This window comes from Actinomadura rupiterrae, assembly GCF_024172125.1.
In the GTDB taxonomy this organism is placed as follows: Bacteria; Actinomycetota; Actinomycetes; order Streptosporangiales; family Streptosporangiaceae; genus Spirillospora; species Spirillospora rupiterrae.
This window is the reverse complement of record NZ_JAMZEA010000006.1, coordinates 592765-607818: the sequence shown is the minus strand read 5'-3', so window position 1 is coordinate 607818 and position 15054 is coordinate 592765. Positions and strand designations below refer to the sequence as shown.

The 15054-nt window shown below is 72.8% G+C and carries 9 protein-coding genes; 4 read left to right on the top strand and 5 right to left on the bottom strand.

Translation table 11 applies throughout. From position 1 onward, the window contains the following. The first annotated feature begins 84 nt into the window (after positions 1-84). Positions 85-2229, top strand: coding sequence for an MMPL family transporter (locus FHU30_RS23680; protein ID WP_253878739.1), 2145 nt, complete (start codon positions 85-87; stop codon positions 2227-2229). Here FHU30_RS23680 and FHU30_RS23675 read toward each other — a convergent pair. Then, the gene (locus FHU30_RS23675) at positions 2189-4417 is read right to left on the bottom strand and encodes a protein kinase domain-containing protein (protein ID WP_253878738.1); all 2229 of its coding nucleotides are present in this window, start codon (positions 4415-4417) and stop codon (positions 2189-2191) included. The genes FHU30_RS23680 and FHU30_RS23675 overlap by 41 nt on opposite strands. Positions 4418-4653: 236 nt before the next feature. On the opposite strand from FHU30_RS23675, the gene FHU30_RS47185 reads away from it, so the two are divergent. Further along, on the top strand, positions 4654-6117 hold the full coding sequence (locus FHU30_RS47185; protein ID WP_253878737.1) for a polysaccharide deacetylase family protein: 1464 nt from the start codon (positions 4654-4656) through the stop codon (positions 6115-6117). A gap of 24 nt (positions 6118-6141) precedes the next feature. Here FHU30_RS47185 and FHU30_RS23665 read toward each other — a convergent pair whose 3' ends face one another. From FHU30_RS23665 to imuA', 3 genes are read right to left on the bottom strand one after another with little or no spacing between them, the layout of a single operon-like run. Continuing rightward, positions 6142-9423, bottom strand: coding sequence for an error-prone DNA polymerase (locus FHU30_RS23665; protein WP_253878736.1), 3282 nt, complete (start codon positions 9421-9423; stop codon positions 6142-6144). Continuing rightward, positions 9416-10939 (bottom strand): DNA polymerase Y family protein, encoded by a 1524-nt coding sequence (locus FHU30_RS23660; RefSeq protein ID WP_253878735.1) that lies wholly within the window; start codon positions 10937-10939, stop codon positions 9416-9418. The genes FHU30_RS23665 and FHU30_RS23660 overlap by 8 nt, the downstream gene beginning before the upstream one ends. Beyond that, complete coding sequence (gene imuA', locus FHU30_RS23655) at positions 10936-11769, bottom strand: DnaE2-dependent mutagenesis accessory factor ImuA' (protein WP_253878734.1); 834 nt, start codon at positions 11767-11769, stop codon at positions 10936-10938. The genes FHU30_RS23660 and imuA' overlap by 4 nt, the downstream gene beginning before the upstream one ends. A 109-nt stretch (positions 11770-11878) precedes the next feature. Between imuA' and FHU30_RS23650 the strand changes: the two genes are divergently transcribed. Further along, positions 11879-12841: a D-2-hydroxyacid dehydrogenase family protein gene (locus tag FHU30_RS23650; RefSeq protein WP_253878733.1), complete on the top strand. Its 963-nt coding sequence runs from the start codon at positions 11879-11881 to the stop codon at positions 12839-12841. Here FHU30_RS23650 and FHU30_RS23645 read toward each other — a convergent pair. After that, positions 12747-13964 carry an MFS transporter gene (locus tag FHU30_RS23645; RefSeq protein ID WP_253878732.1) on the bottom strand — a complete coding sequence of 406 codons (1218 nt, stop codon included), beginning with the start codon at positions 13962-13964 and terminating at the stop codon, positions 12747-12749. The genes FHU30_RS23650 and FHU30_RS23645 overlap by 95 nt on opposite strands. 49 nt (positions 13965-14013) lie before the next feature. Here FHU30_RS23645 and mtnA point away from each other — a divergent pair, with 49 nt between their 5' ends. Continuing rightward, positions 14014-15039: an S-methyl-5-thioribose-1-phosphate isomerase gene (gene mtnA / locus FHU30_RS23640; protein ID WP_253878731.1), complete on the top strand. Its 1026-nt coding sequence runs from the start codon at positions 14014-14016 to the stop codon at positions 15037-15039. Positions 15040-15054: the final 15 nt, after the last annotated feature.

Sequence of the window (15054 nt, the reverse complement as noted above, 5' to 3'; positions counted from 1 at the left end):
CGCGACATGTCTTGACCGTGCGTGACCGGCCGGGTTGGACTGGAGATCGGAGACCGGGCGGAACCACGTTCATCGAGGGGTGCCATGTCGGGCGCGAACAGGATCTCCAGGCTGCCGTGCGGACGCTGGACGAAGTGGGCGGTCATCGTCCTCTGGGTGGTCGTCGTGGGCATCACGGCGCCGCTCGCGGCCAAGCTCGTCCACGTGCAGAAGAACGACGCGTCGTCGTGGCTGCCGAAGAACGCCGAGGCGACCGAGGTCTACAACCGGTCCAAGCCGTTCGTGGCGACCGACCAGTACCCCGCGGTCGTGGTGTACGAGCGCCGGGACGGCACGATCACCCAGGCCGACAGGGACAAGGCGACGGCCGACGCGGCCGCGCTGAAGGCGGTCACCGGCAAGCTGAAGGGCGAGGCGCGCAAGCCGATCGTCCCGTCCGTGCTGGGGCCGACGCCGTCCAAGGACGGGCACGCCCTGCAGACGATCGTGAACGTGAAGATCGGCACGTCCGGCTGGGACCTGCTCGGCGCCGGGGTGAAGGACTTCCGCAAGATCACCCAGCACGGGGACCCGCCCGGGCTGTCCGCGCACGTCACCGGCCCGGCCGGGTACGGCGGCGACTTCGGCAACGTGTTCAGCGGCTTCGACAAGACGCTGCTGCTGATCACCGCCGCGATCGTGATCCTGATCCTGCTCATCACCTACCGCAGCCCGATCCTGTGGATGATGCCGCTGCTCTGCGTGGTCTTCGCCCTGCAGGCCGCGCAGGGGGTGGTGTACCTGCTCGCCAAGCACGCCGGGCTGACCGTCAACGGGCAGTCCACGTTCATCCTGACCGTGCTGGTGTTCGGCGCGGGCACCGACTACGCGCTGCTGCTCGTCGCCCGCTACCGGGAGGAGCTGCGGCGGCACGAGGACCGGCACGAGGCGATGGCGATCGCGCTGCACCGGGCCGGACCGGCGATCATCGCGAGCGGCACCACGGTCGCGATCAGCATGCTGGTGCTGCTCGCCGCCGAGCTGAACTCGACCAAGAGCATGGGCCCGGTGATGGCCGTCGGCGTGGGTGTCGCGCTGCTCGCCGAGGTCACGCTGCTGCCCGCGGTCCTGGTCGCGCTCGGCCGCTGGGTGTTCTGGCCGGTCCGTCCGAAGTACGGCACGCCCGAGCCGACCGAGCGCGGCCTGTGGGCCCGCGTCGGGACGCGGATCTCGGTGCGCCCGCGCATCACCTGGATCGGCACGGCGGTCGTCCTGGCCGTCCTGTCCTGCGGGCTGCTCTGGCTGCACACCGGGCCGGTCGCCAACAAGGACGCGTTCAGCGCCGGCAAGCCCGACTCGGTCACCGGCGAGGAGGCGCTGACCCGGCACTTCCCGGCCGGCACCGGCTCGCCGCTGGTGATCGTCGCGAACGCGGCGCAGCAGCCGCAGGTGCAGGCGGCCGCCGCGCAGGTGCCGGGCGTCGTCAACGTCCACCAGGTCGGAGCGGCCAAGGGCGGCCTCGCCTACATGGAGGGCACGCTCACGGCCCGTTCCGACAGCGGCGCCGCGTTCACGGCGCTCAACCGGACCCGGACGGCCGTGCACGACGTGAAGGGCGCGGACGCGAAGGTCGGCGGCGGATCGGCGTTCACCTACGACGTCAGCAAGGCGTCCCGGCACGACCAGTGGCTCGTCATCCCGATCGTCCTGGTGGTCGTGGTCGCCATCCTCATGGCGCTGCTGCGGGCCGTCGTCGCGCCGGTGCTGCTGGTGCTGACGGTCGTGCTGTCCTACACGGCGGCGCTCGGCGTGAGCGCGGTCCTGTTCAAGTTCGCCTTCGGGTTCGCCGGGGTGGACCAGTCGTTCCCGCTATGGACGTTCGTCTTCCTGGTGGCGCTCGGTACCGACTACAACATCTTCCTCATGACGCGCGTGCACGAGGAGGCCAAGCGGCACGGCACGCAGCGCGGCGCGCTCATCGGCCTGTCCGCGACCGGCGGCGTGATCACCTCGGCGGGCGCGGTGCTCGCCGGGACGTTCGCGGCGCTCGGCTCGCTGCCGCTGGTGTTCGTCACCGCGCTCGGCTTCACCGTCGCGTTCGGCGTCCTGCTGGACACCTTCATCGTCCGGTCGGTGCTGGTCACGGCGCTGAACCTGGACGTCGGCCGGCTCATGTGGTGGCCGAGCCGGCTGGCGCGCCCGGCCGAGGTCACCAGGCCGGATGAGCGAGAGACGACCCCTGCGGGCTGATCCTGCGCATGTCGTACCCGTTCTCGCGCACCGCCCAGACCGTTGGCGACGCGTAGGTCCCGCGAGTGAAGGCGACCCACTTGCCGTCGCGGGACCACACCGGGTCCATCTCGTGCTCGCCGGTGCGGCTGAGGACCTGCGCGTTCGCGCCGTTGGAGGCCGCGATCCAGATCTGGCCGGACGGGTAGGCGCCGCGCGTGAAGACGATGCGCCTGCCGTCCGGTGACCAGGCGGGATCGACGGACGGCTCCGTCCCGTTGGTGATCTGCACCCACTGCTCGGGCCGGTCGGGTTTGATCACGTAGATCTGCTCGGCGCCGGACCGCTTGGACCAGAACGCCAGGTACCCGGTGGACGACCACGCCGGGTCGTCCTTGGCGTAGCCGTCCGTCGTGAGCTGGGCGGCCTTGCCGCCGGAGGCCGGAATTGTGTAGAGCTGCGTGACGCCGTTGTCGTCCTTGCCTATGTAGGCGAGCTGGCGGCCGTCCGGTGACCAGGCGACGCGTCCGCCGGTGATCTTGTCGGTGACCTTGGCCTCACCGCCGCCGGCCGCATTGGCCGTCCAGACCTCGTAGCCGCTGCCCGTCTTGCGGGTGAAGGCGAACTTCGTGTGGTCGGGCGAGTATTCGGGCAGCATGTCGCAGCTTCCCGACGTCACTCCCGCGACGGACGAACCCATGGACGTCGAGTACCGGGCGATCCGGGCGTGGCAGCTCTGCGGCCAGCCGGGCGCGGTGTCCTGCCGGACGAGCATCGCGTCACCCGGGAGGCCCGCCGTGTTCGCCGCCGCGGCCGGGCCGCCGGACGGCCCGTACGGCCCGTTGGTGCCGGACGAGTTGGTCTTGGTCCCGTGCATCGAGTTCACGAGCAGCGCGCCGCCTCCGCCCGCGGCCACGACCGCCGCGACTCCGGCCGCTACCAGGATGGGCGTCCGGCGGCTTTTCGGACGTTCGTGCCGTCCGGGCTCGGTCCATGGGATGACGCCCGGGCCCGTGTTGGCGGGCGGCGCCGGCGCGCCGTGCTGGTGGGCCGCCGCGGGCGGCGCTTGCGCGCCGTGCTGGTGGGCCGCTGCAGGCGGCGCTTGCGCGCCATGCTGCTGGAACGCCGCGGGCAGTGGCGGCGGGCTTTGCTGGTGGGCGGCTGCGGCCTGTGGGTGGGCCGCCGCGGCTTCGGTGGGCGGGTGCGTGTTGCCGTTCGCCGGACGCGCGGGCGGCTCGTTCGGGACGTCCTCGGTGTACCCGGGCCCCGCCGGGGTGGGGGCGGGGGTGGGGGCTGGGACCATCCGGACGTCTCCGGACGGGCCCGGCGGAACCGGTTCGTTCCAGGCCTCGTTCAGCGTCGTCGACACGGCCGCGTCGGACGCGCCGCCGACCAGCCCGAGCAGCAGCTCCTGCGCGCTCGGCCGGTGCTTCGGCTCCTTGGCGAGCGCGCGCCGGACCAGCCCGGCCAGCGGCTGGGTGGTGAGCGCGGTCAGGTCCGGCTCGCCGTGCAGCGACCGGGCGATCATGATCTCGAACGAGCCCTGCCCGAAGGGGTTGTGCCCGCTGGCGGCGTAGGCGACCAGGCAGCCCCAGGCGAACACGTCCACCGCCGGGGTCACCTCGTGCGCGAGGACCTGCTCGGGCGCGATGTAACCGGGCGTGCCGACGACCTGGCCGGTGCGGGTGTGCGAGACCGCGACGTCCAGCGCGCGGGCGATACCGAAGTCGATCACGCGCGGGCCGGTGATCGACAGCAGCACGTTGCTCGGCTTGAGGTCGCGGTGCACCAGCCCGGACGAGTGGATCGCGACCAGCGCGGCGGCCACCCCGACCGCGACGCCGTGCAGCATGCCGGGGCTGAGCGGGCCGCTCCGGTTCATGTGCTGGAGCAGCGACGGGCCCTCGATGTACTCGGTGACCAGGTACGCCAGGCCGAGGTCGCGGCCGTGCTCCAGCACCTGCGCGGTGCAGAACGAGGCGACCCGCTCGGCGTTGACGGCCTCGTCGTGGAAGCGGGCGAGGAACGCCGGGTCGCCGGCGAGCTCCGGCCGGACGACCTTGACCGCGACGCGGCGGCCGTCCCCGCCGTCCTCGGCCGGGGCGCGGCCCAGGTAGACCGCGCCCATCCCGCCCTCGCCGATCTTGGACTCGATCCGGTACGCGCCGACGCGCACCGGGTCGTCCGGTCCCAGCGGCCGCCCCGCCATGGTCATCACCCTGTGTCCCTCAACCGCGCCCGCCCCCGCGGACTCCCCCGACCGTCACACGATGACAGAGCCCCGACTGGTAGGGCCAGAGCCAAGTGCAGGCCAAGTGGAGGTAAAGCGGAAAGGGGACTGGGGCAAACCTCGTTCATGGCTGTCCGGATGCCCTCCCGCGGCGGCGATCGCCGCCATAGCCTGCCGATCTGTCTGATTCGTCGGAATTATTCGGTGGGGGTGGCGTGCGACCGGCGCGATGGCGTGGGGCCGCGGCCGCGCTCGCGGCGGGCCTGCTGCTGGGCGCGGCGTCGGGATGCGGTGGCGACGACCGCTGGGCCCGCCCGACCGCGTCCGACACGACCCAGCCGCACGCCGTGGACGTCGCGTCCGTGCCCGGGCTGGAGACGGTCGCCCGTAGCGAGGAGGACGCGCGGCACCGCCTCTACACCGCCTACCCGGCCGTGCCCGGCGCGCGGCCGCTGACCGAGCGGCTCGCCGAGGCCGTGGACGAGCTGGCCGCCCCCTACAGACGCGCGGCGGCGAGCGCCCTCGCCGCCGCGCCCGGCACGTCTGCCGCGCCCGGCGCGTCCGTCCCGGAACTGAACGTGCAGTGGACGCTGACCGCCGCGTCCGGGGACATCGTCGGCGTCCGGCTCACCGGGTGGAGTTCGCAGGGCGCGGACGCGGGCGAGTCGCGCCGCACGTACTGGTACGACGGCCGTACCGGACAGGCGGTCGGGTCGGACGGCCTGGTGGACGGCCCGTCTGGCCTGAAACGCCTGGCCGATCTCGTGCGCGCGCGCATCGTGGCGAAGGCCGACCCCGCCCGCGTCACCCCGACCCCTGAGACCTTCGCGTCCATGGCGTTCAACGACGACGGCGACCTGGTCGTGGAGTTCAGCGACCACTCGGTTGCCCCGGCCGCGCCCGGCCGCGTCGCGGTGGCGCTGCCCGCGTCCGCGTTCGAGCCGTTGCTGTCGGACTTCGGCCGCCGCGCCCGCGCCGCGTCCCTCACACCGCGGCCCCGGCTCGCGCTCGGCGCGGACGCTCCCGGGCCGGGTGGGCCGGAGGGTGCGCGCACGCCCGCCGACGCTCCCAACTGCGCTGTCGCGAAATGCGTGGCGCTGACCTTCGACGACGGTCCCGGCCCCGACACGCCCCGCCTGCTGGACGAGCTGAACCGCGCGGGCGTACGAGTGACGTTCTTCGTGGTTGGGACGAACGCCGCCGCCTATCCGGAACTGGTCCGCCGCGAGGCCGCGGAGGGGCACGAGATCGGCGACCACTCGCAGGACCACCGCGACCTGACCCGGCTTCCGCCGATCCAGGTGCACGCGCAGATCCAGGAGACGCAGGACGTCCTCCGGCAGATCACCGGCCAGGCGCCGGTGCTGCTGCGGCCGCCTTACGGCGCGTCCAACGGGGTCGTCTCGGACGTCGCGCGCTCGCTCGGGCTCGTCCAGGCGCTGTGGAACGCCGACACCCTGGACTGGCGCGACCGGGACGCCTCGGCCGTCGCCGACCGCGCCGTGGCGGGCGCGCGCCCGGGCGGGGTGGTCCTCATGCACGACATCTACGGGACGACCGTGGACGCCGTGCCGCAGATCATCGCGCGTCTGAAGGCCCAGGGGTACACGCCGGCGACCGTGTCCGACCTGCTCGCCGCCCGGCACGTCCGTCCGGGGGAGCGCTTCTCCGGCGGCTGACCCGGCGGGTGGCCCGGCTCGGCGTCAGTGGAAGTCGCGGGAGCGGACGCGGCCCGGGACGGGCAGCCTGCGGAGCCGGGTCGCGCGGACGTTGGCGACGCCGTCCACGCGTTCGAGCCGCCCGTTGACCAGCAGGGCCTGGGAGTCCACGGCCAGGGCGCGGTGCCGGGCGAACACCGGCGGCGGGCAGACCACGTTGATCACGCCGGTCTCGTCCTCCAGCGTCATGAACACCATGCCGCCCGCCGTAGGGGGCCGCTGCCGGTGCGTCACGAGCCCCGCGACGACCACGTTCGTGTCGCCGGGCCGCTCGGTCAGGCTCGCGGACGAGAGCGCGCCGAGTTCGTCGAGCGCCTCGCGCACGTGCGTCATGGGATGGGTGTGCGCGATGCCGGTCGCCCAGAGGTCGGCGAGCGTCTCCTCGATCGGCGTCATCGCGGGCAGGGGAGGCGCGACGGTCCCTGGCGTGACCCCTTCCATGGCGTTCTGGCTGTTCCCTGCGAGCGCGCCCGCCGCCCATAGCGCCTCGCGGCGGGACAAGCCGAAACACCCGAACGCGCCTGCCGTCGCCAGTGCCTCTAGCGCCGCCGCCGAAAGTGTGACGCGGCGTGCGAGGTCTTCCATGTCCCGGTAGGGACGTCCGGCTGCGATGGCCTCGGCCGTAGCGGTGCCCAGATCGCGGACGCTGGCCAGACCGACCCGGATGGCGGGCTGTGGGGTGGACGGCGCGTGCTTGTGCGCGCGCGTGGGTGCGACGGGCTCTTCGAGGGTCGTGTGCAGGTCGCTGGCATTGACGTCCACGCCGCGAACGGTGATGCCGTGCCGTTTCGCGTCGGCCAGTAGTGAGTTCGTGCTGTAGAAGCCCATCGGCTGGTTGCGGATGATGGCGGCCGTGAACGCGGCCGGATGGTGCCGTTTCAGGTACGCGCTCGCGTACACGAGGTGGGCGAAGCTCTGGGCGTGCGATTCGGGGAAGCCATAGCCGGTGAAGCCGAGGATCTTCTGGTAGACGTCTTCGGCGATGTCGTCCGGGATTCCGCGCTCGGCCATCCCGCGCATGAGGCGTTCGCGGAGCCGCTCGACGCGTTCGGGTGCGCGCTTGGAACCCATCGCCTGCCGTAGCTGATCGGCTTCGGCGGGTGTGAATCCGGCGCACGCTATGGCCAGCTCCATCATCTGCTCCTGGAACAGCGGAACGCCTAGCGTGCGTGCGAGCGCGCCCTCCATCAGCGGGTGCGGACACGTGGGCGGCTCAAGTCCCTTACGCCTCCGCAGGTACGGATGGACCGAGCCGCCCTGGATCGGCCCTGGCCGGATGAGCGACACCTGCACGACCAGGTCGTAGAAGCGACGCGGGCGCAGGCGCGGGAGCGCGGACATCTGCGCGCGCGACTCGACCTGGAAGACCCCGACCGTGTCCGCGTCGCAGAGCATGTCGTAGACGTCGGAGTCTTCCGGTGGCATGGATTGCAGGCCGTAGCTTTGGCCGTAGTGCTCGCGCACGAGGTCGAAGCAGTCGTGCAGGGCCGCCAGCATGCCCAGGCCCAGCAGGTCGAACTTCACCAGCCCGGCCGCCGCGCAATCGTCCTTGTCCCATTGCAGGACGCTGCGCTTCTCCATCGATGCCCACTCGATGGGGCAGACCTCGCCCACGGGACGGTCGGCGATGACCATGCCACCGGAGTGGATGCCGAGGTGGCGTGGCAGCTTGAGCATCCGGTGCGCAAGGTCGCGGACAGGTTCCGGCACCTGCGTCTCCGAACCGACCGGCTCGCGCGGGTCGATGCCACGGGACCACGCGTCCTGCTGGCCGGGGGAGTGGCCGAGGGCACGTGCCGCGTCCCGGACGGCCATCCGCGGCCGGTAGCTGATGACGTTCGCGACCTGTGCCGTGCACGCGCGCCCGTACTTGTCGTAGACGTACTGGATGACCTCTTCGCGGCGGCGATGCTCGATGTCGAGGTCGATGTCGGGTGGGCCGTCGCGTCCGGGTGAGAGGAAACGCTCGAACAGCAGGCCGTGCCTCACGGCGTCCACCCCGGTGATACCGAGCGCGTAGCAAACGGCCGAGTTCGCTGCGGAACCCCGTCCCTGGCACAGGATGTTCTCTTGCTCGCAGAACGCCACGATGTCGCGGACGATCAGGAAGTAGCCGGGGAAACCCAGGCCCTCGATGATGTCGAGCTCTTTCGCGATCTGCGCGTAGGCGCCGGGCATGTTCTCGTTGTCGGGCGGGCCGTAACGTTCCAGAGCGCCCTGCGCGACCAGTCTCCGTAGGTGGCTGGCTTCCGTTTCGCCTTCTTCGAGGGGCCAGTCAGGCAGCTTGGGGGCGACCACGGAAAAGTCGAACTCGCACTCCGCGCCCAGGGCGACCGTCCGTTCGAAGACGCCCGGGAAGCGGGCCAGGCGCGCGGCCATCTCCACGCCACTGCGCAGGTGCGCCGTCCCGCTCGCGGGAAGCCAGCCGACCATGTCGTCCAGTGCGCGGCGCGCCCTGACGGCCGCCATCGTCTCGGCTAGGCGGGCTTCGGCTCCGGGCGCGGCGAAGTGCACGTTGTTGGACGCCACCACCTGTGCGCCGACCTCCTGCGCGAGCGCGAAGAGCGCGTCGTTGCGGACGTCGTCGCCGGGCTGGTCGTGGTCGATCAGCTCGACGAAGACGTTCTCCCGCCCGAACATCCCGATCATGCGCCGGAGCTCCCGCGCGGCCGCCTCGGGACCGCCCTCGGCGAGCGCCGCCGGAACCGGGCCCTTGCGGCATCCGGTGAGCACGGCCCAGCTGCCCTCGTGCGCGTGCGCGAGATCTTCCAGGTCGTAGACCGGCCGTCCCTTCTGGCCGCCTTCGAGCTGCGCCGTCGTGATGGCCGAGCACAGCTTCGCGTAGCCGGACGGGTCGCGCGCGAGCACGAGCAGGTGCCGTCCGGCGGGATCGGTCTCTCCTGCGCGCGGGGTCTCGATGTCCAGGCTCAGCTCGGCCCCGAAGACGGTCTTGATGCCCGCTTCACGGGCGGCCTGGGAGAACCGCACGACCCCGTACATCCCGTCGTGATCGGTTACGGCCATCGTCCCTACGCCCAGGCGCGTGGCCTCCTCCACGAGCCGCGTCGGATCGCTGGCCCCGTCCAGGAAGCTGAACGAGGTGTGGCAGTGCAGCTCGGCCCACTCGATCCCCGGCTTCTCCGGCCCTGACGGCTTCGGCGGGGGCTTTTTCTTCTCCTCGCGCGGGGCCGGGCGCGCGCCGCCGTTCCAGGTGAGCCGTTTCTCCAGCTCGGACCACGGGACGGGCGGGTTGAACCAGTTACTCATAGGCCGCCTCCACGTGCCAGCGGCCGCCCTCGACGGCCAGCAGGTACGCGGCGCCCGCGGCCGTCGTGACCTGGAACCGCGCGCGGCGGCGGGCCCGCTCGGGCTCCCACCAGCGCTCGGCGACCGGCCAGGGACCGGTCCAGCCCGTCACGGCCTCGGAGCGGGCCTCGCCGACCGCGACCCATGCCGGAGGTGCCGAGACCGCGCAACGCGCCGACACGCGCACCTCAGCGCCGTCCGGGCCGGTCACGGCGGCGGGCAGGGGCTCGGCCGGGACGACGGCGGGCGCGGGTGCGGGGACGCGGCCGGGCCACGGGCCGTCCGGGATCTCGCGCGGCGGCAGGTCGCCGACCGGGACCTTGATCACCTGCTCGCCGGGCCCGCGGCCGTCCACCAGCAGCGGGCGCGCGACGCCGCCGTGCCCCAGGAGCGCCTGGATCCGGTCGGTGGCGCGCGAGACGCGCTCGTCCACGCCGCTCTGCCCCCACAGCGCGTCCTGGCTGCCTACCGCGGGCACGAGCTGGTCGGGGGTGAGCTCCAGCCAGACCACGCCGCCCCACACGGCGTCCTCGTCATGGCCAGGCGCGTCGGTGCGCCATGCCGAAAGCTGCCAGCGGACGCGTTCGGCTACAGCGAGCGTCGAGAGCGACCCGTCGTGCCGCCAGAGCCGCTGCAGGACGTGGCCGTCCGCCAGGCCGATCTCGACCGACAGCCGCACGCACTCGCGGCCCTGCTCGGCGAGCGTCTCGTGCAGCTCGGCCGCCAGCCGCTTGGCGGCGAAGGTCACCTCCTCGGACTGGGCGGGCGGGTCGAAGTCGGCGCGGACGGTCAGGTCGGCCGAGGCGGCGGTCGGCGCGACCGGACGGGGCGGCTCACCGCGCGCCAGCCGGTGCGCGAGCGCGCCGTCCGCGCCGAACCGGCCCGCGACGTGCCCGGCGGGCAGCGCCGCGAAGTCGCCGAGCGTGCGGATGCCGAGCCGGCCGAGCAGGTCGGCCAGCTCGGGACGGTCCAGGACCGACATCGAGTAGGGCGCGAGGAACGCGGCCGCGCCGCCGGGCGGGACGACCACGCCGCCTTGCACGCGCGCGGCCAGCTCGGCCGCGAACAGGCCGTCCGCGACGCCCACGCCGCAGTCGAAGCCCGCCTCGACCACCGCGTCCTGGAGCAGGACGCGGGCCGCCTCCTCGCCGCCGTAGAACGTCGCCGGGCCCCTGGCCGGAACCGCGCAAAGACCCGGCCGGACGACCTCGACCCTGGGCGTCAGCTCGCTGACGGCCGCCGCGACCGCGAGGAACATGCGGCCTTCGGCGTCGAAGTCGCGCGGGCGCACGAGGAGGTCAGGGCAGCGCCGCTGCGCGTCGCGGACGCGCTGCCCTCGCTTGACGCCTTCGGCCCGTGCGGCCGAGGTGCAGGCCGCGATCCGGCCTCCGTCCACCACGGCCCCGGGCACGGACGCCTCGATGCCGACCGCCGTCGCGGGCCAGTCCGGGCACCACACCACCAGGACCCGGCTCATGACGCGGTACTCCTGGCATCGGGCCCGCTCCTGACGTCGGGCCCGCTCCTGACGTCGGGCCCGCTCCTGGCATCGGGCATGCTCCTGACACCGGGCACGACCTCCAGCACAGGACGGCCGCTCGTGCGGGCGCGCGGGGCCTCGGCCGGTTCGACCTTGCCTTCGGCGTTGGGCAGCCACAGCCATTCGCGGCGTCCGGCTCCCGGAGCGTCATGGCCTTGCGCGACCACGTGCGCACGACGTCCGCCCAGGACGCCGTGGCCATCGCCCAGGCCCTCCCATTCGGATTCGGTCACGGCGAGCTTCAGCCTTATGCCCGGCCAGGTCTGCACAGCGGGACCGGTCAGCGTGAGAACGCTCCCGTGCTTGCGAGCGAGGGCCGTCAGGCGCCGGACGACCGCGGGCGCGGGACGCTCGGGCGGCCTCACCAGGACCAGGCTCACGGCTTCCACCAGCGCCGCGACGACATCGGGCCAGCGCTCAGCCGGATCGTCCACCAGGAGCAGGCGGCGCGGGTCGGCGCCCATGCCGCACGCGGCGAGCACCCCGAACTCGGGGACGCCGACGACCGCGCTCCACCCGTTCGCCGGCGCGCTTTCGGCCTGCGGACCGGCGTCGGCGGACGCTCCGGCGACCAGGGCGACGCCCAGCGAGGCCGCTCCGGAGCCGTCCAGTCCGACGACCGAACCCGCCCGGAGCCCGCCGGGCAGGAGCGTCCGCAGCGCGGGCAGCACCGGCACCCCTTGCCCGCCCTGCGCGCCCGCGCGGACGAGCTGGTCCCGCAGCGCGGCATGCGGCGGGAGACTGGGGGCCGCCGACGCGTCCGCCACGGTTCCTCCCCTGCGCTCGCCACCTCGTCAATGTCGAACACGAGTTCGACTGTTGTCAAGTTACCCCAGGTCAGAAGTTGTTCGGGAGGGGCCGGATAGAGTGCCGGGAATGAAGATCGAATGTGCTGTGATCGACGATTTCCAGGGCGTTGCGGAGTCTTCGGCGGACTGGTCCCGCCTTGCGCCGAACGTGGACGTCCGGTTCCTGCACGCGCACGAGCCCGACCCCGCGCGGCTCGCCGAGCAGATCGGCGACTGCGAGATCGTGGTGGCGATGCGCGAGCGCACGCCCTTCCGGGAGGACCTGCTCTCGCGGCTGCCGAAGCTGCGCCTGTTGGTCACCAGCGGCATGCGGAACGCCTCGATCGACCTGGCGGCGGCCGAGCGGCACGGCGTGACGGTGTGCGGCACGGCCAGCGCCACCCACCCGACCGTCGAGCTGACCTGGGCCCTGCTGCTGGGGCTGGCCCGCCACCTGGTCACCGAGAACACCGCGCTGCGGACCGGCGGCCCGTGGCAGCAGACGCTCGGCACCGACCTCTTCGGACGGCGGCTGGGCGTGGTCGGGCTCGGCCGCATCGGCACCCAGGTGGCCCGGGTCGGCGCCGCCTTCGGCATGGACGTGGTCGCCTGGAGCCCGAACCTCACCGCCGAGCGCGCGGCCGAGGCCGGGGCGCGCCGCCTGGACACCCTGGACGAGCTGCTGGAGACCAGCGATTTCGTGACCGTCCACGTGAAGCCGAACGACGGCACGCGCGGGCTCCTGGGCGCGCGGGAACTGGAGCTGATGCGCCCCTCGGCGTACCTGATCAACACGTCCCGGTCGTCCATCGTGGACCAGGACGCGCTCGCCGCCGCGTTGCGCGAGGGCGGTATCGCGGGCGCAGGAGTGGACGTCTACGACATCGAGCCGCTCCCCGAGGGCCACGGGTACCGGACGCTGCCGAACCTCCTGGCCACGCCCCACCTCGGCTATGTCACCCGGGATAACTACCGGGGGTACTTCTCTGAGGCCGTTGAAGACATCGAGGCGTTCCTCGCGGGCGCGCCCGTGCGCGTCCTGACCCCATGAGCATGGCGGCCGCCAGGAGTTGAGTGGCGGCGGCCAGCGCGAGGGCGAGCGTCAGGGGAAGGGCGCCCGCCAGCGCCGCTCCCACGGCCCCCGCGGTGATTTTCAGGCTCGCGCCGGTGGTGAACACCTGCCCGCGCAGCCGGACCGGCGCCTCCCGGTGCCGGATGTCGAACACCGCCGCCAGTTGCGGGCCCTCGCCCGCCCCCGCGAGGACCGCCGCCACGACCAGCACGGCCGCGTTGGGCGCGAAGGCGAGCATGGCCAGCCCAACGGCGATGCACAGGGCGGACAGGGCGAACACGCTCTCCGGGCCGCGTTTCGGTGGCCACCGTGCCGAAATGGTGGCGGTGGCCATCGCGCCGGCGGCGAGCAGCGACAGCAGCAGGCCGCCGTGCCCGGCCCCACCGAGGTGGCGTTCGCCGAGAGGCGGACACGACACGATCAGCATCCCGGTGCCGAGGAACGCGACCATCGACGCCGCCGTGACCCGCCGCAACCCGGGCGCGCGCACGATGGCGGAGAAACCGGCTCTGAGGTCGGCGGTGAAGGACGTGGCCGTAGCGCGCGGCTCCTGGCGGGGGAGTGCCAGCGCGGCCGGGACGGCCAGGACCAGCATTCCGATGGTCGCCGCCATGGCCCAGTAGGCATCGATCCCGGTGATGAGCCCCGCGGCCGCCGGGCCTGCCAGCGCGGCCACGTTGTAGGTCGCCGCGTCCAGGGAGTGGCCGCGCGCCAGGTGTTTCTCGGGAAGGACGTCTGCCAGCCGTGCCGTCCAGGCGCCTGAGAGCGAAGGGGCCAGAAGACCGGTGACGAGAGCCGCTGCTATGGCCAGGGCCAGATGTCCTAGGAGCGCCGTCACCAGCGCTAGGCCCGCCGCATACGCCGCTAGGGCGAGGGCAAGGAGCCTTCCGGGACGCGTGGCGCGGTCCATGAGCGTGCCGAGCAGCGGCCCGCCCACCGCGGACGCCACCGTGAGAGCGGCGAACAGCAGCGACGCCGGACGCTCCGACCCCAGCACCGCCATGCCGAGCAGCAGCAGCGCCGGAGCCGACATCTCGTCCGCCGTGCGCGCGCTGAGCGCCCCGGTGAAGTAGGCCGCCGCGGCCCCATAACGGGCAAACATGCCCTAGGCCTAACACAACACCGCGGCCGACTCGGGAGATTATTGGGCCATGACGGCAGATATCGCTCCCGTTGCGTGGACCGGCGGCGCCCTGCGCCTCGTCGACCAGACCCTCCTGCCCGCGCGCCTGGAGTACCGGGACATCGTCGAGGTGGACGAGCTGGTCGACGCGATCCGGCGGCTCGTCGTGCGCGGCGCGCCCGCTCTGGGCGTCGCGGGCGCCTTCGGGGTGGTCCTGGCGGTGCGGCAGGGCGTCCGGGAGGGGTGGGACGCGTCTGCCCTGGAATCCGCGATCTCGCGTATCCGCGAGGCCCGTCCAACGGCGGTCAACCTCGCGGCAGGCGTCGACCGGGTTCGTCCACTGGTGGACAAGGGCGCTGACGCAGTCCTGACCGAAGCGGTGGCCCTGCTGGACGAGGAGGTCGAAGGAAATCGCACGATCGGACGGCACGGCGCCGATTGGCTGACCCGCCGCCTGGGCGACCGGCCGCTCCGACTGCTCACCCACTGCAATGCAGGTGCTTTGGCTACGGCAGGGTGGGGGACGGCCCTGGGAGTCGTTCGCGAACTGCATATCCGCAATCGCATGGACGTCGTCTATGTCGATGAGACCCGTCCGCTACTCCAGGGTTCCCGCCTCACGGCCTGGGAACTCGCCCAGGTGGGTGTGCCCTACTACGTCCAGCCGGATAGTGCTGCTGCCAGCACGATCCTGCGAGGTCTTGTAGACGCGGCGATCGTCGGGGCCGACCGCATAGCAGCAAATGGCGACACTGCCAACAAGGTCGGCACGTTGGGGGTCGCCCTGGCGTGCGCGGCCGCCGGCATCCCTTTCCTTGTCGCCGCCCCCTGGAGCACGATTGACCTGACCACTCCAGATGGCGCGGGCATCCCCATCGAGGAACGCCCGTCCGCCGAAGTCCTGGCCAGTACCGGCACCCCGGTGGTTCCTCCAGGCGCCCGCGCACACAACCCCGCCTTCGACGTCACTCCGGCCCGCCTGGTCACGGCCTTGGCGACCGAGACCGGCGTCATGGAAATCGCGGCGGGAAGGACACCGTCCCTGTCTCAGTGACCCTGTCTCGTTGAC

Bases quoted from the DNA above. Each gene is read 5' to 3' on its own strand.
- FHU30_RS23680 (WP_253878739.1), top strand. From the start codon at position 85: ATGTCGGGCGCGAACAGGATCTCCAGGCTGCCGTGCGGACGCTGGACG.
- FHU30_RS23675 (WP_253878738.1), bottom strand. From the start codon at position 4,417: ATGGCGGGGCGGCCGCTGGGACCGGACGACCCGGTGCGCGTCGGCGCG.
- FHU30_RS23665 (WP_253878736.1), bottom strand. From the start codon at position 9,423: ATGAGTAACTGGTTCAACCCGCCCGTCCCGTGGTCCGAGCTGGAGAAA.
- FHU30_RS23660 (WP_253878735.1), bottom strand. From the start codon at position 10,939: ATGAGCCGGGTCCTGGTGGTGTGGTGCCCGGACTGGCCCGCGACGGCG.
- FHU30_RS23650 (WP_253878733.1), top strand. From the start codon at position 11,879: ATGAAGATCGAATGTGCTGTGATCGACGATTTCCAGGGCGTTGCGGAG.
- FHU30_RS23645 (WP_253878732.1), bottom strand. From the start codon at position 13,964: ATGTTTGCCCGTTATGGGGCCGCGGCGGCCTACTTCACCGGGGCGCTC.
- mtnA (WP_253878731.1), top strand. From the start codon at position 14,014: ATGACGGCAGATATCGCTCCCGTTGCGTGGACCGGCGGCGCCCTGCGC.